Source organism: Rathayibacter sp. PhB179, assembly GCF_004345345.1.
Taxonomy (GTDB): Bacteria; Actinomycetota; Actinomycetes; order Actinomycetales; family Microbacteriaceae; genus Rathayibacter; species Rathayibacter festucae.
The window spans coordinates 419,085-440,359 of sequence record NZ_SLVD01000003.1; the positions used below are offsets into that span (position 1 = coordinate 419,085).

Below are 21,275 nucleotides of genomic sequence, written 5' to 3' on the forward strand. Positions count from 1 at the left end.
CAGGGCGCGGGACCCGCCACTCCGCCGCTAGTCCTTCGCTATTCCCCCGCGCCCGCCACCAGCGACACCGCAAGCAGATCGCCCGTCGGCCCGGCGCCGACGGCGTGCAGCGAGAACTCGACCAGGCCGTCCTCTCCCGTCGACGGGGTGATCGCGTACTCCACCTCGACGGCGTCGTCGAGCGTCCGGACGGCGAGCGGCTCGCCGAGCGGGCGGCCGTCGATCCGGAGCTCGTGCTCGCCGCCGCCGTCGCGGTCGCGCAGCAGGACCCGGAGCACGGCGGCGCGCTGCGACGGATCGACGAGGGTGTAGCCGAACCAGCCGTCCGGGCCCTCGGCGCTGCGCCAGTGCACGCCGTCGGCGCCGCGCGCGCGGCTGCGGTGCCCGACGAAGGCGTGGTCCGACTCGGGCTGCTGCTCGCCCGCGGTCACGGAGTCGATCACCGCGGCTGCAGAGGCGGCCGCGCGGTCGAGCGCGGCGAGCTCGGCCCGGCGCGCGGCGGCGTCGGAGCCGGTGGGCCAGTAGAGCGTGTAGCGGCTGTCGTGCAGAGCGGAGAACGGCTCGAGGCGGACCGGACCGGCGTCGGTGCGGAGCTCGGCGGTCAGGGTCGCGCGGTCGAGGAGGGCGACGGCGCCGACTCCCCCGGTCACGACCGGGGTCGCGGCGAGGTCGCGGAGCGGGCCCGCGGCGACGTGCGCCATCCGCCGGTCGTCGGCGATCAGTCCGTCGAGGTCGGCGTCGTCGGTCCTCGCCGCGAGCACGACGGGGCCGTAGGAGAACGCGGACCAGGCGGAGCCGTCGGGCAGCGGCTCGGCGCGGAAGCCGATCGCGAAGACGACCCGGATCTCGTGGCGACCGGGCGCCAGGACGGCGGTGCGGACGAAGCCCTCGACGGCCGCGGAGTCGAGCGCTGCGCCGTCGACCGTCACGGTCATCGACTCCGCCCACGACGGCCGGCGGAGCCGCACGGCGCCGACGCGCTCCAACTCCACGGTGATGGTCACGTCGTCCGCCTGCGGGAAGGCGGTGTCGATCCGCGCGCGCAGCCCGTGCTCCGGGGCGTCGAGGGTCGAGGGCAGGTAGAGGGCGATCAGCAGGTCGTCGCCGGTCTGCGCATGGTCACCGTCGCGCGACTCGTCGCCGACGAGGGCGTAGACCAGCTCGCCGTAGCGGGCGTGGTTCTCGAGCCCCGTGCCGACGCAGCACCACATCCCCTCGTGCGGCGCCGAGTAGACCCGGTAGTGCGCCGGGCGCAGTGGGGTGAAGTAGACGAAGCCGCCGTCGGGGTGCTGCGAGGAGAGCAGGTGGTTGTACTGCGCGCGCTCGACGTAGTCGAGGTAGCGCTCCTCGCCGCCCGCCTCGAAGAGGACACCGCTCAGCTCGATCATGTTGGCGGTGTTGCAGGTCTCGGGGCCCTCGCGGTCGAGGATCATCGGCGTGAAGTCGCTCGCGCGGTGGAAGTGCTCGCGCACGCTGTTGCCGCCGATCGCGACGGTGCGCTCGCCGGTGACCCGCTCCCAGAAGAAGCGCGCGGCCGGCAGCTGCTCGCCGCCGAGGCGCGCGTAGCCGACCGCCTTCGGGATCTGGGTGTTCGCGTGCAGCCCGTCGAGCGCGTCGCGCCGCTCGAGCAGCGGGTCGAGCAGCGCGCGGTGCGAGAAGCGCGCGGCCTCGGCGCGGTAGGCGGCGGCGCGCTCGGAGTCGCCGGGGTCCGCGGCGGCCACCTGCTCCGCGAGATCGGCGAACGCCTCGTTCATCCCGCCGAACTCGGCGTGCAGCATCGCCTCGAAGGCGTCGTCGTCGAGCCCGGCGGAGACGCCGAGCCACCAGTCCGCGAACCGCACGGCCATCGCGAGCGCCCGCTCCGAGCCGCCGGCGGACGCGGCGTCGAGCAGGCCCGAGAGCGTCTTGTGCAGGTTGTACAGCGGCACCCAGCGGCCGTTGAGGGTGAAGAGGTCGGCGTCGACCTCGCCGCGGGCGAGCTCCTCCCCCAGTGCGCGCCCGCCGGGGACGCCGCCGAGGTAGCCGGTGCCGACCGCGTCCTGGGCCCGCTCGAACCCGTCGAGCAGGGTCTCCATCCGCTCGCGCGCGGCGGCGTCGCCGGTGGCCGCGAGCATCAGCGCGCTCGCCGAGAGCGCGTGACCGCCGACGTGCCCGTCGAGCCCGTCCGACTCCCAGTTGCCGTAGCCCTCCGCCGCGGGCAGGCCCGCCTCGCGCAGGAACGGCGCGAGCAGGCGGTCGGGGTCGAGCGCGAGGAGGTAGCGCAGGCCCGTGGCCTGGGCGTCGGCGAAGGCGCTCGGCAGCAGGCGGACGGAGCGCAGCGGGAAGCGGCGAACGGGGCGGACGGCGGGGGCGGTGCGGGGCAACGGGAGACCTCTCAGCCCTTGACGGCGCCCGCGACGAGACCGCGGACGTAGTACTTCTGGATGGCGGCGTAGAGCAGCAGGCACGGGATCATCAGCAGCACCGCGCCGGCGATGACGTAGCCGAAGTCGGTCTGGCCGAAGGCGCCGGAGGAGATGTTCTGGATGGCGACCGGCAGCGTGAAGAGGTCCTGCCGGGTGAGGAAGGTCAGCGCGCCGAGGAAGTCGCTCCAGGCGCCGAGGAAGGCGAAGAGGAAGACCGTCGCGACACCCGGGACGATCATCGGCCGCAGCACCGAGAAGAGGATGCGGAACGGGCCGGCCCCGTCGATCCGTGCGGCCTCGGTCACCTCGCGCGGGATCTGCGCGAAGGAGTTGCGCATCAGGAACACCCCGAACGGCAGGTTGAAGGTGAGGTAGAAGAGGATGATGCCGAGGTGGGTGTCGGTCAGCCCGAGCGCGTTCATCTCGAGGAAAAGCGGAGTGAGCACCGCCTGGAACGGCACCATCATCGTCAGCAGGATCAGGCCGAAGGCGACGTTCGAGCCGCGGAACGGGAAGAGCACCAGCGCGTAGGCGGCGAGGGTGGTCACGACCACGCTGAGCACGGCGGTGCCGAGCGCGATGATCAGCGAGTTGACGATGTAGGTCCCCGCGCCGATCGAGCCGAGCAGGCCGGTGTAGTTGTCGAGGGTCAGGTTCGAGAAGGACTGCTCGGCGGCGGGCGCGACGATCTGCGCGCCGGGCTGGAACGAGCGCAGGATCGACCAGGCGACCGGCGCGACGAACGCGACCGAGACCAGCGTGCCGAGCACGACGTAGAGGACGGTGCGGAGCCGGGCGGCGGGGGTGCTGCGGCGACGGGCCGGCACCGGGGCGGCGGCGGGCGCCGGCGGGCGGGTGGGGGTCGGAGTGCGAGGGGGCATCAGTCGTCCTTCATCACGCGGAACTGGAGCAGCGTCAGCGCGGCGGCGATGACCACGACCACGAACGACAGCGCGGTCGCGTAGCCGACCTGCAGATCGCCGAAGGCCTTGTTGTAGACGTAGAGCATCACGGTGAGGGTGCCGGTGCCCGGCCCGCCGCCCGTGATCACGTAGAACTGGGTGAAGGCGAGGATCGCGCCGACGAAGCCGAGCACGCTGAGCAGCCCGAGGTAGCGCTTCACCAGCGGCACCGTCACCAGGAACTCCTGCTTCCACCGGCCGGCGCCGTCGATCGCCGCGGACTCGTAGAGGGCGTCGTCGATGCCCTGCATGCCCGACATCAGGACGATCATCGTGAAGCCGGAGCCGACGTAGGCGCCGAGGAGGACGATCAGCGTCGTCGCGCTCGTCGCGTCGAGCAGCCAGGCGGTGGGTGCGTCGGTGAGGCCCAGGGCCATCAGCACCTGGTCGAGCGCGCCGCTGTCGGGGCGGAACTCGAGCAGCGCGACGAAGCTCAGCGAGGTGAGTCCGATCACGTAGGGCACGAAGACGGCGGTGCGGATGATCCCCGCCCCGCGCCGGTTCGAGCGCACCAGCACGGCGAGCAGGTAGCCGACGACGATGCCGAGCAGCGTCGAGACGACGGCGAAGCCGAGCGTGTAGAGCACGGACGCCCAGAACGTGGTATCCGAGAAGGCGGTCGCGTAGTTGTCGAACCCGACGAAGCCGACGGTGCCGACCAGCGGCCAGTCCGTCACCGAGATCACCACCGCGAAGATCAGCGGTACGACGACGAAGACGACGACGAGCACGAGGGCGGGCAGGATCATCAGGAGCCCGGTGCGGGCGTCCTTCCTGCCGAGGGCGACGCTCATGCCTGGTTCACCTCCAGGACGCGGGCCGTCTCCTCCTGGCCGCGATCGAGGACCGCGTCGAGGTCGTCGTCGCCGAAGACCGCGCCGCGGAACATCGCGAGCCACGGGGACTGCACGGTGTTGGTGAGCTGGGTGTACAGGGTGGTCGGGGCGGCGAAGCCCTCGTTCATCCGCTCCATCCCGGGGACCATCAGCGGGAAGTCGTCGACGAAGCCGGTCTCGAGCACGTCGTCGCGCACCGGGTACCAGCCGAGCGCGGCGAGCTCGGACTGCTGCTCCAGCTCGGTGACGAAGCGCATGAAGTCCCAGGCCGCCTCGGGGTTCCGCGCGCCGCGCGGGATCGAGAGCACCGCGCCGCCGGAGAACTGCGAGACGCCGCCGTCGGGGCCGGGGAAGGCGCTGACGCCGAGGTCGCCGAGGAACTCGGGCGTGGCTCCGCCGACGAGGAGGTCGTAGGAGCCGGGGAAGAGCCCGACCGTGCCGTCGAGGAAGTCCTTGCCCCAGGCCGTGCCGCTGTCGGCCGAGGCGCCCGGCTGGGCGAGGCCCTCCTGCGCGAAGGTGCGGTAGAGCTCCAGGGTGCGCCGCAGCGGCTCGTTGCCCGCGACGGTCGCGCGCTGGCGGCCGACGACGCCGTCGTAGAACGGACTCTCGTCGGCCCAGAAGTGCGGCTGGATCACGTAGCCGAGGATGCCGGCGGAGTTGCCGGTGAAGGTCACCCCGGAGACGCCGTCGAGCCGTTGGAGCGCCCGGGCGTGGGTCAGGTACTGGTCGAAGTCGGTCGGTCCCTGCTCCGGGTCGAGGCCGGCCTGCTCGTAGAGGCGCTTGTTCCAGAACAGCTGCGACACGTTGGAGAGGGCGGGCAGGCCGTAGACCTTGCCGTCGTAGGAGGCGACGTCGAGCAGCGGCCGGTTGAGGCGGTCGGCGTAGGGCAGCGCCTGGATCAGCGGGGTGAGGTCGGTCAGCGCCTCGCGGGAGCTGAAGACCGGCGTGGTGACCGAGTCGGGAGCGACGACGTCGGGCACGGCGTCCGCGCGGATCGCCGTGGCGAGCTTGGTGACCATCTGCCCCTCGGGCAGCACGGTCAGCTCGACCCGCACCGCGCTCTGCGCCGCGTGGTACTTCTCGACGATCAGCTGGGCCGGCGTGAAGGCGACACTGCGGCACCAGAACCGGATCGTGCCGCTCGGGGCGGCGGCGAACGAGGGCGCGGAGACGTCGGCCTCGGGCAGCACGGCGGAGCAGCCGGTCAGGCCGAGCGCGGCCGCGAGACCTGCGCCGCCGAGGGCGAGCGCGCGCCGGCGGGTCAGGGCGGGCAGGTGCGGGTCGAGCAGGCGGAGAGGAGAGTGCATCGTCGGTCCCTCGTCGTTCGGTCGGTGCGGGCGGTCGGGTGCGGGCGGGCGGGTGCGGGCGGGTGCGTGCGGGAGGGCGCGTGCGGCGGGTGGGCGCCGGGTCAGGTGGAGTCGCGGACGATCAGCTGGCAGGGGTGCGCCTCGATCCCGGCACGGGGGCGGCCGTCGATCGCCTCCAGCGCGCGGGCGCCGGCCGCCCGGCCGAGCTCCTCGAGGTTCATGTCGACCGTGGTGAGCGCGGGACGGGAGTTCATCGCCGCGGCGGCCCAGTTGTCGAAGCCGACGATCGCGACGTCGTGCGGGACGCTGACCCCGGCCTCGCGGAGGCCGTCGGCGACGCCGCGGGCGATCTCGTCGCTGCCGCAGAGCACCGCGTCGACCGGCTCGACCCGCTGGCGCAGCATCTGCGCGGCCTGACGGCCCCAGGTCTCGGTCCAGTTGCCGTAGAGCGAGCGGTCGCCGACCAGGCGCAGGCCGAAGGAGGGCGCGTGCTCCTGGACCGCCTCGGCGCGGATCCGGGCGGAGTAGTCGAGTCGGGGCCCGGCGACGTAGGCGATGTCGCGGCGGCCGAGCGCGGCGACGTGCTCGAGAGCGAGCAGGATGCCCTGGGTCTGGTCGACGACGACCGACATGTCCGCCGGGTCGTCGGAGGAGCCCATCACGTAGACGATCGGCACGCTGGTCGCGGGCAGCGCCGGGCGCGGGCCGGTGAGGTTGGTCATCACCACGATCGCGTCGACGCCGCGGGCCGCGAGGATCTCGACGCAGTGCCGCTCGCGGACCCGGTCGCCGCGGGAGTTGCTGAGCAGCACCGAGGCCTGCTCGGCGGGGAAGGCGTCCTCGAGGCCCCACATCACCGGGATGCTGAAGCGGCCGATGTCGTCGGAGGTGACCAGGCCGATGGTGAGCACCCGCTGCTCCGGGGCCGGCCCGCTCGCGGCGGCCGGCAGCGCGAAGCCGAGCTCGGCGGCGGCGGTGAGGATCCGCCCGCGGGTGTCGCCGCTCAGCTGGCCGCGGTTGTTCAGCGCCTTCGAGACGGTGCCGATGGAGACGCCGGTCGCCGCGGCGACGTCGCTGAGGGTGACGCGGCGGGCGGGGAAGCTCATCGGGGTCGTCCTCTTCTCGTCGTCGAGAGCGCGGGTGCGCGTGACGGCCACGGTAGCTTGCGGCAACTTTCCGCGTCAAGGCAAACCTTGCCGCGGCTTGCTGCAGGCGAGGGCTCAGGTGTGCATCCCCTCCACGTCCGCGGCTCCGGGTTGAGACGGGCCGGGGATCTCGGCATCGTGGCTCCCTCATCGATCACGGACGGAAGGAACGACCCGATGCTCACGCTCACCGACAACGCCAGCACCGTCGTCAAGACCATCACCGGTCAGACCGAGACCCCCGTCGAGGGTGGACTCCGCATCAGCGGCGACGACCTCGACGCCCGCAACTTCGCCGTCGCCGTCGCGCCGGCCCCGGAGACCACCGATGCGGTCGTGGAGCAGGACGGTGCGCGGGTCTTCCTCGACGTCGCCGCCTCCGTGGCCCTCGGCGACAAGGTGCTCGACGCGCAGGTGGACGAGGGCGGCTCCGTCACCTTCGGCATCACGCCGCAGGGCTGACGCCCAGCCGCACGAACGACGGAGGCCGCCCTCCCGCTGCTGCGGGGAGGGCGGCCTCCGTCGTTCCGGGCGGCTCAGGACAGGACGTCGCGGGTGGTGAAGCGCGCGATCGCCAGCGAGCCGAAGACGGCGACGTAGGCGAGCTGCAGGAGCGCGTTCTCGCCGAACGAGCTCCAGGCGATCGGGTCGCGGAGCAGGTCGGCGAAGTCGAACCAGCGGTCGGTGAACAGGAACGGGTGCAGGGCGTCGAGCTGCGAGAGCGAGCCGACGATCTGCGCCGCGATCGAGACGACGACGGTCGCGGCCATCGCGCCGACCGGGACGTCGGTGAGCGTCGAGACGAACAGGCCGATCGCCGCGAGGCCGACCAGCGAGAGCGCCGCGTAGACGGCGATCGCGAGCGCTCGGCCGATGGCGTCCGCGAGCGGGACGGTCGTGCCCGAGAGCAGGGTGACCGGGCCGGCCGGGAAGAGCGCCAGGCCGATCAGGATGCCGACGACCATCACGGTCAGCGCCGCGGCGAGGCAGAACGCGATCGCGGCGGCGAACTTGACCGCGAGCAGCCGGATCCGTCCGACCGGGCTGACCAGCAGGTAGCGCAGGGTGCCGAGCGACGCCTCCCCCGCGATCGCGTCGCCCGCGACGACGCCGACAGTCAGCGGCAGGAAGAGCGGGACGGCGACCGTGATCGCCGCGAAGCCGGTGAAGAGGCCGTTGCCGGCGATCGCGCCGACGAAGGAGGGCCCGCCGCCGTCGCCGCCGGACAGCCGCACGGCGACCGCCAGCAGGATCGGGATGGCCGCGAGGGCCGCCAGCAGCGCCCAGGTGCGGCGGCGCCGGAAGAGCAGGGCCAGCTCGGAGACGAGCAGCGAGCCGATGCCGAGGCGGCGCCCGGTGCGGGCCGGGGCGGCGGGGGTGGCGGCGGCGGTGGTCTCAGCGCTCGACATCGAAGCCCTCCCCGGTCAGCTCGACGAAGCGCTCCTCGAGCGAGGGGCGGCGGACGGAGAAGCCGCGGACGCGGACGCCGGCGGTGACGAGAGCGGCGACCACGGACTCCGGGGCGGCGGTCGTCGGCATCGCGGCGACGACCAGCGGCGGATCGATCGGGTGCTCGGCGGGGACGAGCCGCGGCGCGAGTCCCAGTTCGACGAGGGCGCGCTGGGCGTCGACCACATCGGGCGTGAGCAGCTCGAGGGAGGCCGCGTCGCCGCGGAGCTCGTCGAGCCCGCCCTGCGCGACGAGGCGGCCGGTGCGCATCACGGCGGCGTGGGTGCAGAGCTGCTCGATCTCGGCGAGCAGGTGGCTGGAGACGAGGACCGTCGTGCCGTCGGCGTTGAGGCTGCGCACGAGCGAGCGGACCTCGCGCGTGCCCTGCGGGTCGAGCCCGTTGGTCGGCTCGTCCAGGACGATCAGGTCGCGCGGCGAGAGCAGAGCGACGGCGATGCCGAGCCGCTGCTTCATCCCGAGCGAGTAGGAGCCGACCTTCTTGCCCGCCGCGGCGGAGAGGCCGACGCGGGCGAGCGCCTCCTCCGCCCGGCTGTCGCGGCTGCGCGCGGAGGTGCCGGCCTCGGCCGCGTCGAAGCGGCGGAGGTTGGCGCGGCCGGAGAGGAACGGGTAGAAGCCGGGCCCCTCGACGAGCGCGCCGACCCGCGGCAGCACCTCGGCGGCGCCGCGCGGCATCGCCGTGCCGAGGACGGTGATGTCGCCCTCGGTCGGCGCGGCCAGGGCGAGGAGCATCCGGATGGTCGTGGTCTTCCCCGAGCCGTTGGGCCCGAGGAAGCCGAAGACGGCGCCGCGCGGGACGGCGAGGTCGAGACCCGACACCGCCTCCTGGCGCCCGAAGCGCTTGGTGAGGCCCCGGGTCTCGACCGCGAGCTCGCCGGTCGTCACCGACCGGCGGCGGCGGTCAGCGCGTCGACCGGGACGGCGCCCGCGAGGACGCGTCCGTCCTCCGCGAAGAGGACCGTGAACAGCGCGGACGAGAGCACCCGGCCGCCGTCGACGGCCGTGGTCACGGCGTTCAGCTGGGCAAGCGACTCGGCGTCACCGGCCGGCAGCTCGACGATCGAGCCCCAGCCGGTGCCCGTGGTGGTGACGCCGGAGTCGCCCTCGGGCGCGGTCGGGACGTCGGTGGCGTCGGCGGCGGGGTCCTGCTCGTGCGTCGGTGCGGCCTTCTCGGTGACCTCCGCGCCGACGGGCGGAGTGAAGGAGAACATCGCGGCGTCGGGCGCCGAGACGTCGATGCTCGTGTACGCGACGCTGAAGGCGGGCGCGGTGCCGCCGACGGGAGTGACGGCCACGCCGAGGGGCAGGCCGGTCTCGCCGTCGATCGAGACGGTGACCGAGCCGACGAGGGTGCTGCTGTCGCGCGGAGTGAGCACGAGCTCGTAGGCGTCACGGCCGGCGACGCGGACGTCGGAGCCGACGGCGATGGTGGTGGTCGGGTCGATCGAGGCGAGCAGCTGCTCGGCGATCGAGGACGGGGTCGGGATCTCGCCGGCGGGAGCCTCGGTCGGCGGAGCGGCCGTGTCGCCGGTGGGCGGCAGCAGGTGGGTCGCGGAGTTCTCGGCGGAGTCGTAGATCCAGACGCCGTCGGCCTTCGTCGCGACGACGTCGCGCTCGGCGAGGCGGTCGAGGACCTGCAGGCGCGCGCCGTGCTCGGCGTCGACGAAGACACGGGCCTGGTGCGAGCCGGTCGCGAGCTCCATCAGCGCACTCGTCGCGGAGGCGTCGTCCGAGCCCTGCGCACCGGAGCCGGTGCTGCCGAGCGCGGAGAGGTCGGGGAGCCCGAGGGCGGAGGTCTGCTGGACGTCGCCCGAGAAGGCGGTGGTGTCGCTCTCGGCGACGAAGGTCAGGAGGTCGGCGGCGGACTTCTCCGGGAGGTCCCCGGCCGCGCTCGCGGACAGGGGCAGGGTGACGGCCGCGGCGACGACGACCAGGGGGACGGCGGCGGCGGGGACCCAGCGCTTCCAAGAGGTGCTCATAGTCCTCGACGCTACGCCTCGAAACGGCGCGCCGCCTCCGAGTCGCGCGCCGTCACGGCGGACCGTCAGGCGATGCGGTCGGCCGAGACGACGACGTTGTCGACGTAGTGGCCGTAGGAGTCGTCGAACACTCCCCCGCAGGTGATCAGGCGCAGCTGCGGAGTCGGGCTCGGGCCGTAGACGTCCTCGGTCGGGAAGTCCTCCTTGGGCACCGAGACCGAGCCGGTGACGGAGAAGGTGCGCGTGCTGCCGTCCGACAGGATCACGTCGACCGTGTCGCCGGGGACGAGGGCCGTGAGGTCCAGGAAGACGCCGGGGCCGATCCGCGAGTCCACGTGCCCCGCGATGACGGAGGGGCCGATGTCGCCGGGGACGACGCCGTCCCGGTACCAGCCAGCCTCGTCGACCTGGACGGGCGGCTGGATCCAGCCGGTGTCGTCGCGGGTCAGCGACTCGAGGGTGGAGTCGACGCCGATCGCGGGGATCACGACGCGGACCGGGGTGACCGCCGAGCGCGCGGGAGCGGCGGCGGCGACCGGGTTCTGCAGCGCGCCCGCGTCACCCGGGGACGGGGTGGCCGGCGCCGTGGTGGCGGGGGCGGCGGAGGAGGCGGGCGTCGCCGCGGGGGCGGCCTCCTCCCCCGCGGTGGCGCAGCCGGCCAGGAGCAGGAGCGCCGCGAGGGCGGCTCCCGCTCCGGCGAGGCGGCGCATCAGCTCGCTCGGCCGGTGCCGACCGAGGAGCGGCGCGCGATCAGGGCGAGGGCACCCGCGACCGCGGCGAAGACGCCGAGGACCGAGAGCACGCCGAGGAGTCCGTCGACGAGCGGCGCGGCGGCGGAGGTGGTGGAGGCGACGTGCACGGCGGTGGCGCCGCCTCCGGTCTGGATGCCGCCCGTGGGCAGGTCGCCGATGGCGGCCGAGTCGAGCACGGGCGAGACGACGAGGCCGTTCGAGGCGTCGTCGAGGACGAAGAGCGAGGCGACGGAGCCGGGCGCGAGGTCGAGGTCGGCCGTCGCGGTCACGGCACCGGCCGAGAGGTCGAGGCTCCACGGGCCGGCGGGGACGCTGGTGTAGCCGGTGGCGGTGCCCTGGGCGGCGCCGGTCGCGAGCAGCGTGCCGGTCGTCGTGGCGACGTCCACCTGGCTCGCGGTGGTCGAGGCCTGGACGACGCGGACCCGGGCCTGGCCGTCGGCGGGCGGGGTGAGGTCGTCGGTGAAGACCGTGGTGCGCAGCACGGCGTTGCGGCCGAGGGCGGCCACGGTCAGCGGGGTGCCGGCCGAGACGTCGACGGACTGCTCGATGACGGGGGCGGTGCCCTCGGGGGCGCCGGACGGGACCATCGCGACGACGTAGGTGCCCGGCTGGAGCGTCCAGTAGGGCGAGACCGCGCCGTAGGCCACGCCGTCGAGCTCGAAGCTCGCCCCGCCGCCGCCGAGGGCGGTCAGGGTGACGTCGACCGACTTGGTGTCGGGCGAGAGGTGCGCGACCCGCACCCAGCCGGTGGCCGGCGGCGCCTCGGCCGCCGAGGCGGGCGCGGCGCCGAGAGCGGCGAGCGCGGACACCGCGGCGAGGGCGAGCGCGGCGCGCGCGAGACGGAGGGGGCGGATCGGGTTCATGGCGGGTCCTTCGGGTGGGTCGTGCTACTGAGCGCCCGGGAGCAGCCCGGCCGGCTCATCGAGATCGAGGGTGACGAGGAGACCCTCGGGGGTCGACTCGACGGAGGTCGGGACGAAGTCGCCCGACTGGCTGCCGAGCCAGGTGGTCGCGCTCTGCAGCGCGGCGGCGTCGGCCGGGAGCGCGGCGCCGTTGTAGCCGGACAGGATCATCCGGTGGCGGACGCCGTCGACCTCGCTGGTGCCGACGGGGAAGTCGGCGACCGAGAGCGGGGTGAAGGCGAGCTGCTGGCCGAGCAGGAGGAGGAGCCGCGAGTCGACGCGGCCCCCCTCGAGCAGGGCGCGGGCGGCGTCGGTCGTGGTCAGCGCGGGGTTGGCCGCGAGCTGGCTGCCGGCCGAGGCGCGCGCGGCGGTCAGGACGGTGGCCGCGGCGGCGGCCTGATCGGTGCCCTGGTCGAGGACGCGGCGCACCTCCACGGCGGTGTCGCCGCTGCCGAAGCTCGCGACGGCCTCCGAGTTGTCGAGCGCCGTCTCGGTCTCGCCGGTCGCGCTCGCCCGCAGGCTCGGCGTGACGAGGATGTAGTCGGCCGCGCGCCAGGCCGAATCGGGTGCCGCCGCGGAGAGCGTCGACTCCGACACGACGGTGTCGCTGGGGAAGCCGGCGTCGGTGACGTCGCCGACGAGGTCGTCCTGCACCAGGAGCACCGAGGCGGGATCGATCGTGTCCGCGACCCAGGCGACGGCGGCCTCGGTGGTGCCGGGAGCGGCGGCCGCGACGGGGCCGGTGGCGCTGCCGCCGTCTCCGCCGCCGTTCGTGATCAGCGGGACGGCGACGAGCGCGCCGCCGATGAGCAGCACGGCGGCACCGATGCCGGCGACGATCAGGACGGTCTTCCGGCGGGGGCGGGGGCTGCCCTCGTCGTCCGCGGCCTCGGCGGAGACGGGAGCGCCGTGCCACTGGTGCGCCGTGGCGGGCACGGGCGGCGCGAGGAAGCCGTCGGCGTCGTCGTCGTCGCGGGTGTCGCCGTCGGAGTCGCTGCGGCCGGGGAACGGCGCGGGAGCGAGGAAGCGCTCGCTGAAGAGGTCCTGTGCGGGGTCCTCGGTGCGGTGCTGAGGCGCGGTGTGCTGCTCGGGTCCGCCGAAGGACTCCTGCGCGTACTGCTCGGGTGCGTCGTACTGCTCCGGCTCGTCGTACGGCTCGGGCTCGTCGTACGGCTCGGGCTCGACGTGCTGCTCGGGCTGGACGGGCGCGGAGCGGCGGGCCGGATCGGGCAGGAGCAGCCCGAAGGCGCCGCGGCTGCGGCCCTGGACCGGCACGAAGGAGGCGGCGTTCGGGTGCGGGAACTCGAGGTGCTCGGTGTCGAGCTCGCAGACCTCGCCGATGACGGGCGCGAGGGCGGGGCCGTCGGTGTCGGTCGGCGCGAGGGCGAAGCCGCGGAGGAGCGCGGCGTCGACGGTGGGCGCCGGCGGGAGCGGCGGCGCGACGGGCGGTGCGGCCTCGACAGGGGCCGGCGGCTGGAGGGCGGACGGCGCGGAGGTCGGCGGCTCGAAGAACTGCGCGTCGACCGGCTGCGCGTCGGCGGGCGGAGCCGCGGGCGGCCGGGGCGCGGCGAGACGGGTGCCGTCGAACTCGAGGTCCGCGGGCTCCTCGGTCCCGGACCACTCGGTCTCGTCGGTCTCCTCCGCGGCGGGCTCGTCCGGCTGCTCCGCGAGGGGCGGGGCGAGGACGGGCGGGGCCGGGGGTGCGGGCGGGGCCGGGGGTGCGGGCGGGGCCGGAGGCGCGTCGAAGAACTGCGCGTCGACGGGCTGCGGCTCGAAGCGCGACGGCGGGGGCGGGGGCGCGATCGTCACGGCGTGCTGCTCGTGGGTGTGCGGCTCCTCGATCTCCTCGGAGGGCGCGAAGTCGCGCGGGAGGTCGATCATCGGCGACGGTGCGGCGGGCGCCGGGGCGGGCGGCGGCGGGCTGCGGAACGCGCTGTGCGATCCTCCGCCGCGGACCGGGCGCGAAAGATCGGGGACGAAGGAGGCGACCCCCGGATGGGGGAATTCGAGAGCATCCGCGTCGAGTTCGCAGTACTCGCCGATCGCGGGCGCGGGCACGTCGAAGACGTACCCGGCATCCACGTGCGCCGGAGGGGCGTGCTGCTCGAGGAGGGCGTCCCGGCGGGGAGCCTCCTCGTCGCGCGCCGGAGCCGGCAGGTACTCGGTCACGTCGGGCTCGACTCCGTACGGGGGTTCCCCTTCCCCGGGGGAGTCGCTGCGCCGCGAGCGCGAGAACAGCTGCCGGGCGGCCGAGACGGCGGTGCGCGCCATCAGCGGCGGCTCCGTCCGGCGTCGTTCCGACATTCGAGGGTCACAGCTCCTCTTCGGAGCGGACGCACCGATCGGTCTGGTCTGGCGCGCGTTCCGGAGTGCTGTCCCCACATGCTCATGAGGCGCAGTCTTCCGTATCCGCTGGCGCGAAAGGTACCGGAGGTGGCGCTTGTGATCTGTTCGTCACGCGGTCGACCCTGGGGAGGAGCCTCTGCGGGAGGGATGCGCCGGGGCGGCCGCGGCGAGGATGATCGCAGGATGGACCTCCCGTTCCCCCTCCCCCTCGCCCCGATGCTCGCCAAGGCGGTCGCCGCGGTGCCCGCGCAGGACGCGGTCGACGGCGGCTACTCCTACGAGCCGAAGTGGGACGGCTTCCGGGCGATCGTCTCCGTCTCCGGCGGGGTCTGCGAGATCGGCAGCCGCGGCTCCAAGCCGCTCACGCGCTACTTCCCCGAGCTGGTCGAGGCGTTCCTCCGGCTGCTGCCCGACGGCTGCGTCCTCGACGGCGAGATCGTGCTGGCGACCGGACCCGGCGGCGCGCAGCGGCTCGACTGGGAGCTGCTCTCGCAGCGCATCCACCCGGCGGCCAGCCGCGTCGCGACGCTCGCGGCCGAGACCCCGGCGATGCTCGTCGCCTTCGATCTGCTTGCCGTGGACGGCCGGAGCCTCCTCGACGAGCCGTACTCGGCGCGGCGCGAGGCACTCGCCGCACTGCTGGACGGAGTGACTCCGCCGGTGCACCTGGGCCGGACCACCGCCGATGAGGCGCTCGCCCGCGACTGGCTGGAGCGGTTCGAGGGCGCGGGGCTGGACGGCGTGATCGCGAAGCCCCTCGCCGCGCCCTACGCTCCGGGCAAGCGGACGATGCTCAAGGTCAAGCACCACCGGACGGCCGACGTGATCGCGATCGGCTACCGCGAGCACACCTCGAAGCCCGGGCTCGGCTCGCTGCTGCTCGGTTTGTACGACACCGACGGGACGCTGCGGCAGGTGGGCGGCGCGTCCGCCTTCACCGACGCCCGGCGGGTCGAGCTGATCGAGGAGCTCGCCGACGTCGTCGAGCGCGATGCGGACGGCGAGGCGGTGCGCGGCGACGGCGAGCGCAGCCGCTTCTCCGGGAGCCGCGACACCTCGTTCGTCCGGCTGCGGCCGGAGACGGTGCTCGAGGTGCGCTACGACCAGATGGAGGGGGCGAGGTTCCGGCACACCGTGCAGTTCGAGCGCTGGCGGCCGGACCGCGACGCCGGCTCGTGCACCTTCGCGCAGCTGGAGCAGCCGACCGCGTACGACCTGGGCGACGTGCTGGGCTGACGCTACTCGGCGTCGACCTCCGCGGACTCCGCCGCCGGCTTCTTCGCGCGGCTGGGCTGGACGCGGGGCGGCTCGCCCGGCATCTTCGGGAAGTCCGGCGGGAAGGGCAGCTCGCCGAGGCCCGCGGAGAGGTCGCGCTCCCACCAGCCGAGGAGCACGTCGAGGCGGCCGGGGGCGTCGTGCATCCGCGCCCAGGGGTCGCCGGTCGTGCTCAGACGCTCGGGAACCGTGCGGATCGTGAACGCGGTCGGATCGATCCCGTCGAGCTCCTCCCACTCGACCGGGCAGGAGACCGGAGCGTGCGCGAGCGGACGCGGACTGTAGGCGCCGGCCATCGTGCGGTCGCGGTTGGCCTGGTTGAAGTCGACGAAGATCCGCTCGCCGCGCTCCTCCTTCCACCACGCCGTCGTGACCTGCTCGGGCATCCGCCGCTCGAGCTCGCGGCCGGCGGCGATCACCGCGTGCCGCACGTCGAGGAACTCGTGCTCGGCCACGATCGGCGCGAACACGTGCAGCCCGCGGTTGCCGGAGGTCTTCACGAACGACTCCAGGCCCGCCTCGCGCAGCACCTCGCGGAGCGCGTGGGCCGCAATGACAGCGTCGGCGACATCGGTGCCCGGCTGCGGGTCGAGGTCGATGCGGAGCTGATCGGGCCGGTCGGAGTCCTCGGCCCGGGACGCCCACGGGTGGAAGACGAGGGTGTTCATCTGCGCGGCCCAGACGGCGACGGCGGGCTCGTCGATCACGAGCTGCGGGTGCACGCGGCCGCTGGGGTAGGTGACGGGGACGGAGCGGACGTACTCCGGCGCGCCCTTGGGCGGGTTCTTGGAGAAGAACTGGTCGCCGTCGATGCCGGAGGAGAAGCGCTGCAGCGAGATCGGCCGGTCGCCGTTGGCGGCGACGAAGGCCGCGCCGACCGCGATCAGGTACTCCGCCACCTCGCGCTTGGTGATGCCCGGCTCCGGGAACAGCACGCGGCCCGGGCTGGAGACGCGCACCTCCCGGTCGCCGTGCGGTCCGGGGACGGTGAGGACGACGGCGTCGCTGCTGGGCATGTCAGCGAGGCTAGCGGGCGCCGCCGTCGGGCGACAGCGGTCCCCCGGGTCGGCGGCGCAGGCGGATCGGGCCCTTGGCGCGGGAGGGATCGATGATCTGCCCGCCCTGGACGATGTCGATCTCGCCGCGGTCGACGAGGCGGCGGGCGGCGCGGCGGACCGGCTCCATCAGCGGCCGCCACTCCTCTCCCCCGACGCGGCGGGCGACCTCGGACGGGCAGGCGGTGGCGGACGCGGCGCGGGCGAGGAGGACGGTGCGGATCTCCTCCTCGAGGCGCGCCTCCTCCGGGCCGACGCCGCGGCGGCGGCAGGCGTCGGAGCAGTAGCGGACGTTCTCCCAGTCGCGCGCCCACTTCGCGCGCCACTCCATCTCGCGGCCGCAGGAGGCGCAGGTCTTGTTCTCGGGGCGGGTGCTCGATTCGCGGGGGCGGTGGGCCATGGTGTCGAGTCTGCGCGCGTGCGGGCGGGGGTGCCACGGGTTGCGCGGGGAGCGGACGGGGGGTGGGTGTTCGATCTGCAGGCGATCCGGGGGCTGTGCCGTCCCCGTGCGCGGGTGGGAGGGCTCTCACCGTCGCATCGCCTGCAGATCGGACGAGCGGTGCGTGCTCCGGGGGGGGCGGAGGCGGGAGTGTCATACTCCGCAATGAGGCGAACGGACTCCGCCCGGTGCGACAGGCTGGAGGGGCCGTGCTGCGGCGCGATGACGGGCCCGTTCCGCGCCGCAACCCCGATCGATCTGGAGTCTCCGATGAGCCGTGAGAACCTCGCCACCGCGTCCGACACCGCCGCGTCCGTCGGGTCCGCGCCTGCCGACGGCCGACCGCACGCCGCCTTCGCCGGGCTCTCGCCCGCGGACTTCAAGCTCGCCTTCCGCAACCACGCCGCGGGGGTCGCGCTGATCACCGCCGACCCGGGCACCGGACCGGTCGCGCTGACCGCGACGTCCGTCTTCTCCGTGAGCGCCGAGCCGCCGCTGTTCGTGTTCTCGCTGTCCTCCGCGTCGTCCAGCTCGCCGGCCATCCAGGCGTCGGAGACCCTCGTCGTGCACCTGCTCGGCGCCGAGCAGCTCGACCTCGCCCGCCTCGGCTCGACCAGCGGCATCGACCGCTTCGCCGACACCTCGATCTGGTCGAGGCTGCCCACCGGCGAGCCGTACTTCCCCGGCGCCTCCGCGTGGATCCGCGGCACCGTCATCAACCGCATGGAGGCCGGCTCGTCGACGATCGTCGCCGTGCACGCCCTCGAGGCGCACGTCCCCGACGACTCCGACGCCACCGCGCCGCTGGTGTACCACAACCGGACGTGGCACCACCTCGGCGAGCACTCCCGCCTGGGCTGACGCCGGGGGCGCCGCCGCCCCATCCCACTCCTCGAAAGTTGCGGTAGTCGAACGCGACTACCGCAACTTCTGCTGAGTCATCGGCGGAGCCGACTCGACGCGGGGCACGCGGCGCCGGCGAGTGCGCAGAAGTTGCGGTAGCCGAGCGCGACTACCGCAACTCTTGAGGAGTCGGCGGCGCCGACCGCGGCTGCGGCCGCGAGTGCGCAGAAGTCGTCGTACCCGAGCGCCCGCTCCGACAACTCCTGCGGAGCCGACTCGACGCAGGCGCACGCGGCGCCGGCGAGTACGCAGAAGTTGCGGTAGCCGGGCGCGACTACCGCAACTCTTGAGGAGTCGGCGGCGCAGACCGCGGCTGCGGCCGCGAGTCGGCAGAAGTTGTCGTACTCGAGTGCCCGGTACGACGACTTCTGCGGAGTGATGAGTGGTGAGCGGGGCTCTCGGCTGATGGTCTGGTCGCGGGCGGGTCTCGATACGCGCTGCGCGCTACTCGACCAGCATGGGGTGCGCTGCACGCAACTCGACCAGCATGAAGGGGGCTAGGCGTCCGGGCCGGTGGCGACCGGGCGGGCGGGGGTGTTCGACCACTGGGACCAGGAGCCGGGGTAGAGGGACGGGGCGAAGCCGGCGAGGGTGAGTGCGACGGCGTCGGCGGCGGCCGTGACTCCGGAGCCGCAGTAGACGCCGACGGGGGCGTCGGGGCGGACGCCGAGGGACTCGAAGCGGGTGCGCAGGGCGGCGGCGTCGAGGAAGCGGCCGTCGGCGTCGACGTTGCCCGTCGCGGGGGCGTTCAGAGCGCCGGGGATGTGGCCGGCGCGGGGGTCGATCGGCTCGACGTCGCCGCGGTAGCGCTCGGGGGCGCGGGCGTCGAGGAGGACGCCGGAGGACGGCAGCGCGGCGGCCTCGTCGATGTCGAGCACCGGCAGGGCGCCGTAGGCCAGCTCGACGTCGCCCGCGACCGGCGAAACGGGGCCCGTCTCCAGCGCGCGGCCCGAGGCGGTCCAGGCGCGGAGCGAGCCGTCGAGGAGGCGCACGTCGGCGACTCCGGCGGCGCGCAGCAGCCACCAGGCCCGCGCGGAGGAGAGGTTCTTCAGGTCGTCGTAGACGACGACGGCCTGACCATGGCGCAGACCCCAGCGGCGCGCCGACTCCTGCAGCGCCTCGATCGGAGGCAGGGGGTGGCGGCCGTCCTCGGGGGCGCCGTGCGCGGCGAGCTCGTGGTCGAGGTCGACGTACACGGCGCCGGGGACGTGGCCCTCGAGGTACGCGGGGCGGCCGTCGGGGCGGTCGAGACGCCAGCGCACGTCGAGGACGAGCGGCGGCTCGGGTGAGGCGAGTGCCGCCGCCAGCTCGTCGGGGGTGACGAGCACGTCGGAGCGGAGGGTGGTGGTCATGTCGGTCCTCTCGAGGGGTGCGCTCACAGCGCGGTACCGGGATTCAGGATGCCCTGCGGATCGAAGACCCGCTGCACCGCGCGCTGCAGGGCGACGACGTCGGGGCCGAGCTCGCGGCGGGCCCAGTCGCGCTTGAGGGCGCCGACGCCGTGCTCGCCGCTGACGGTGCCGCCGAGGTCGAGGGCGAGCGCGAAGACCGCCTCGGCCGCGGCGTCGGCCTGGCGGCGGGACCGCTCGGAGTCGTCGCGCAGGCGGATGATCGGGTGCAGATTGCCGTCGCCGGCGTGGGCGAAGACGTAGACGTCGGCGCCGGTGTCCGCGGCGATGGCGTGCACGCGGCGGATCGCCTCGGCGAGGCGGGAGCGGGGCACGGCGATGTCCTCGATCAGCACGCGACCGCGGGCCTCGATCGCGGGCAGGGCGTCGCGGCGGGCGCTCGCGAGGGCGAGACCCTCGGCCGGGTCGAGGGTGGTCTCGACGCTGAGCGCGGTCGCGGCGAGCACCGCGCGCACCTCGGCGATCTCCTCGGCGGCGCCGAAGCCGTCGGTCTGCACCAGGAGGAAGGCGCCGCCGCGGCCGGCCAGGGTCGAGCCGCGCAGGGCGTCGATGGCCTCGAGCGTGCGGTCGTCGACCAGCTCGAGCACGCTCGGGCGCAGACCCGCACGGGCGAGGGCGACGGCGGCCTCGGCGCCCGCGGCCACGTCGGCGAAGAAGGCGGCGGCGGTCGCGGTCGCTCGCGGCCGGGGCAGCAGGCGGAGGGTCGCGCCGACGACCACGCCGAGGCTGCCCTCGGAGCCGACGACGAGCGCGGTGAGGTCGAGGCCGACGACGCCTTTCCCGGTGTCGCGGCCGAGGTGGACGAGCGAGCCGTCGGCCAGGACGACGTCGAGCGCGAAGACGGCGTCGCGGGTGACTCCGTACTTCGCGCCGCGCAGGCCGCCGGCGTTGGTGGCGATGGTGCCGCCGATCGTCGCGATCTCGACGCTGCCGGGGTCCGGAGCGTAGAGGAGGCCGTGCACGGCGGCGGCGCGGTCGAGATCGGCGGTGATGACGCCCGGCTCGACGCGGGCGACGCCGTCGACGGGGTCGATCTCGAGGATGCGGTCCAGGCCGGAGACGTCGAGGACGAGGACGCCCTCCCCCGCGCTGGCGCCGCCGGCGAGTCCGCTGGCGGCGCCGCGGGTGACGACGGGGATGCCGTGGGCGGAGGCGTGCCGGAGCGCGGCGCGGACGTGGTCGACCGAGCGGGCGCGCACGACGCCGAGCGGGGTGCCGCCGGGGGACCAGCCGGAGCGGTCGGCGGTGGGGACGTCGGCGGTGATCTCGACAGGGGTGGGGTCGACGGCCGGGCCGAGCGCGCTCACTCCGCGATCCGCTCGATGATCGGCGCGGCGGCGGCCGACGCCTTCACCCGCTCGAGGAAGAGGACCACCGTCGCCGCGGCCGAGCGGTGCGTCGCGTCGTTCAGCGCGTCGTGGCGGCCGTCGGCGAGGACGTGGATCTCGGCCCGCGGGGCGGTGCGGTAGACGGCGACCGCCTCCGCGAGCGGGCTGATCGCGTCGGCCGCGCCGTGCAGCGCGAGCAGCGGAACGGTGACGGCACTGGCGGCGACGGTGAGCAGCTCGGGCGGCAGTGCGGCGTCGCGCGCGGCGGAGTCGGTCTCGCGCTCGAGGACGCCGGCGTGGTTCGGACAGGCGGTCCGCTCGCCGATCCCCCCGCCGCTCTCGGCGCGCACGGGCAGTCCGGCGAGGACGACGGCGTCGACCGGCTCCGTCGCGGCGAGCTCGAGGGCGACGGCCGCGCCGGCGTCGGAGCCGACGAGGACGAGCGGGGCGATGGTCGCGGGGTCGCGGAGGAGGGCGAGCGCGGCGTCGCGGACGCCGGGGGCCGTGGCGTCGCCGAAGGCGCGGACACGGTAGGCGTCGCGGGCGATGCGGCTGCCGAAGCGCTCGTAGACGGCGGGAGTCTCGCCGCGGCCGCCGAGGACGACGAGGATGCCGCGCGGGGCGATGCCCTCGGGCTCGTCGAAGGCGCGGGCGGCGGGGGCGGTGGTGGGCGGGTGGGTGAGGGTCATGGGGGGCTCCTTGGTAGGGCGGGCGTACCGGCGGGTGAGTGTTCGAAGGGGGTGGGTCTCGATACGCCCCTGCGGG

General features: G+C 74.6%; 19 protein-coding genes. 3 read left to right on the forward strand and 16 right to left on the reverse strand.

Annotated elements, in window-relative coordinates; all coding sequences use genetic code 11:
• Window positions 1-38 precede the first annotated feature (38 nt).
• The 5 genes from EDF43_RS09180 to EDF43_RS09200 all read right to left on the reverse strand — a co-directional run bounded on the left by EDF43_RS09180 (window position 39) and on the right by EDF43_RS09200 (window position 6,616).
• Window positions 39-2,363, reverse strand: a complete 2,325-nt coding sequence (locus tag EDF43_RS09180) for a beta-L-arabinofuranosidase domain-containing protein (RefSeq protein WP_243646262.1) — start codon at window positions 2,361-2,363, stop codon at window positions 39-41.
• Window positions 2,364-2,374: 11 nt separating this feature from the next.
• Window positions 2,375-3,286, reverse strand: coding sequence for a carbohydrate ABC transporter permease (locus tag EDF43_RS09185; RefSeq protein ID WP_123735916.1), 912 nt, complete (start codon window positions 3,284-3,286; stop codon window positions 2,375-2,377).
• Complete coding sequence (locus EDF43_RS09190; protein WP_132436393.1) at window positions 3,286-4,161, reverse strand: sugar ABC transporter permease; 876 nt, start codon at window positions 4,159-4,161, stop codon at window positions 3,286-3,288. The genes EDF43_RS09185 and EDF43_RS09190 overlap by 1 nt, the downstream gene beginning before the upstream one ends.
• Window positions 4,158-5,510, reverse strand: a complete 1,353-nt coding sequence (locus tag EDF43_RS09195; RefSeq protein ID WP_132436395.1) for a sugar ABC transporter substrate-binding protein — start codon at window positions 5,508-5,510, stop codon at window positions 4,158-4,160. Before EDF43_RS09195 ends, EDF43_RS09190 begins: the two co-directional genes overlap by 4 nt.
• A gap of 101 nt (window positions 5,511-5,611) precedes the next feature.
• Window positions 5,612-6,616, reverse strand: a complete 1,005-nt coding sequence (locus EDF43_RS09200; protein ID WP_132436397.1) for a LacI family DNA-binding transcriptional regulator — start codon at window positions 6,614-6,616, stop codon at window positions 5,612-5,614.
• 216 nt (window positions 6,617-6,832) lie between these two features.
• On the opposite strand from EDF43_RS09200, the gene EDF43_RS09205 reads away from it, so the two are divergent.
• On the forward strand, window positions 6,833-7,117 hold the full coding sequence (locus tag EDF43_RS09205; protein WP_123446096.1) for a hypothetical protein: 285 nt from the start codon (window positions 6,833-6,835) through the stop codon (window positions 7,115-7,117).
• 74 nt (window positions 7,118-7,191) lie between these two features.
• On the opposite strand, the gene EDF43_RS09210 is transcribed toward EDF43_RS09205, so the two are convergent.
• The 6 genes from EDF43_RS09210 to EDF43_RS09235 form a co-directional block, all read right to left on the reverse strand.
• Window positions 7,192-8,064, reverse strand: a complete 873-nt coding sequence (locus EDF43_RS09210; protein WP_132436399.1) for an ABC transporter permease subunit — start codon at window positions 8,062-8,064, stop codon at window positions 7,192-7,194.
• Window positions 8,051-9,007, reverse strand: coding sequence for an ABC transporter ATP-binding protein (locus EDF43_RS09215; protein ID WP_132436401.1), 957 nt, complete (start codon window positions 9,005-9,007; stop codon window positions 8,051-8,053). The genes EDF43_RS09210 and EDF43_RS09215 overlap by 14 nt, the downstream gene beginning before the upstream one ends.
• Window positions 9,004-10,101: a hypothetical protein gene (locus EDF43_RS09220; protein WP_132436402.1), complete on the reverse strand. Its 1,098-nt coding sequence runs from the start codon at window positions 10,099-10,101 to the stop codon at window positions 9,004-9,006. Before EDF43_RS09220 ends, EDF43_RS09215 begins: the two co-directional genes overlap by 4 nt.
• 65 nt (window positions 10,102-10,166) lie before the next feature.
• Window positions 10,167-10,811, reverse strand: coding sequence for a class F sortase (locus EDF43_RS09225; protein ID WP_132436404.1), 645 nt, complete (start codon window positions 10,809-10,811; stop codon window positions 10,167-10,169).
• Window positions 10,811-11,716 carry a DUF4397 domain-containing protein gene (locus EDF43_RS09230; RefSeq protein ID WP_123735924.1) on the reverse strand — a complete coding sequence of 302 codons (906 nt, stop codon included), beginning with the start codon at window positions 11,714-11,716 and terminating at the stop codon, window positions 10,811-10,813. Before EDF43_RS09230 ends, EDF43_RS09225 begins: the two co-directional genes overlap by 1 nt.
• A 24-nt stretch (window positions 11,717-11,740) precedes the next feature.
• The gene (locus tag EDF43_RS09235; protein ID WP_132436406.1) at window positions 11,741-14,026 is read right to left on the reverse strand and encodes a hypothetical protein; all 2,286 of its coding nucleotides are present in this window, start codon (window positions 14,024-14,026) and stop codon (window positions 11,741-11,743) included.
• Between the two features lie 258 nt (window positions 14,027-14,284).
• Here EDF43_RS09235 and EDF43_RS09240 point away from each other — a divergent pair, with 258 nt between their 5' ends.
• Entirely contained in the window at window positions 14,285-15,337 is a 1,053-nt protein-coding gene (locus EDF43_RS09240) for an ATP-dependent DNA ligase (RefSeq protein ID WP_132436408.1), read from the forward strand.
• A gap of 2 nt (window positions 15,338-15,339) precedes the next feature.
• Here the strand turns inward: EDF43_RS09240 and ligD are convergent, their stop codons facing one another.
• Together ligD and EDF43_RS09250 are read right to left on the reverse strand one after the other, a co-directional pair.
• Window positions 15,340-16,392 (reverse strand): non-homologous end-joining DNA ligase, encoded by a 1,053-nt coding sequence (gene ligD / locus EDF43_RS09245; protein WP_207901649.1) that lies wholly within the window; start codon window positions 16,390-16,392, stop codon window positions 15,340-15,342.
• Between the two features lie 10 nt (window positions 16,393-16,402).
• On the reverse strand, window positions 16,403-16,831 hold the full coding sequence (locus EDF43_RS09250; protein ID WP_132436410.1) for a DUF2256 and DUF3253 domain-containing protein: 429 nt from the start codon (window positions 16,829-16,831) through the stop codon (window positions 16,403-16,405).
• Window positions 16,832-17,140: 309 nt separating this feature from the next.
• Here EDF43_RS09250 and EDF43_RS09255 point away from each other — a divergent pair, with 309 nt between their 5' ends.
• Complete coding sequence (locus EDF43_RS09255; protein ID WP_132436412.1) at window positions 17,141-17,731, forward strand: flavin reductase family protein; 591 nt, start codon at window positions 17,141-17,143, stop codon at window positions 17,729-17,731.
• Window positions 17,732-18,270: 539 nt separating this feature from the next.
• Here the strand turns inward: EDF43_RS09255 and EDF43_RS09260 are convergent.
• From EDF43_RS09260 to EDF43_RS09270, 3 genes are read right to left on the reverse strand one after another with little or no spacing between them, the layout of a single operon-like run.
• Entirely contained in the window at window positions 18,271-19,125 is an 855-nt protein-coding gene (locus EDF43_RS09260) for a sulfurtransferase (protein WP_132436414.1), read from the reverse strand.
• 23 nt (window positions 19,126-19,148) lie between these two features.
• Window positions 19,149-20,489, reverse strand: coding sequence for an FAD-linked oxidase C-terminal domain-containing protein (locus EDF43_RS09265; protein WP_132436416.1), 1,341 nt, complete (start codon window positions 20,487-20,489; stop codon window positions 19,149-19,151).
• Entirely contained in the window at window positions 20,486-21,199 is a 714-nt protein-coding gene (locus EDF43_RS09270) for a lysophospholipase (RefSeq protein WP_132436418.1), read from the reverse strand. Before EDF43_RS09270 ends, EDF43_RS09265 begins: the two co-directional genes overlap by 4 nt.
• Window positions 21,200-21,275: the final 76 nt, after the last annotated feature.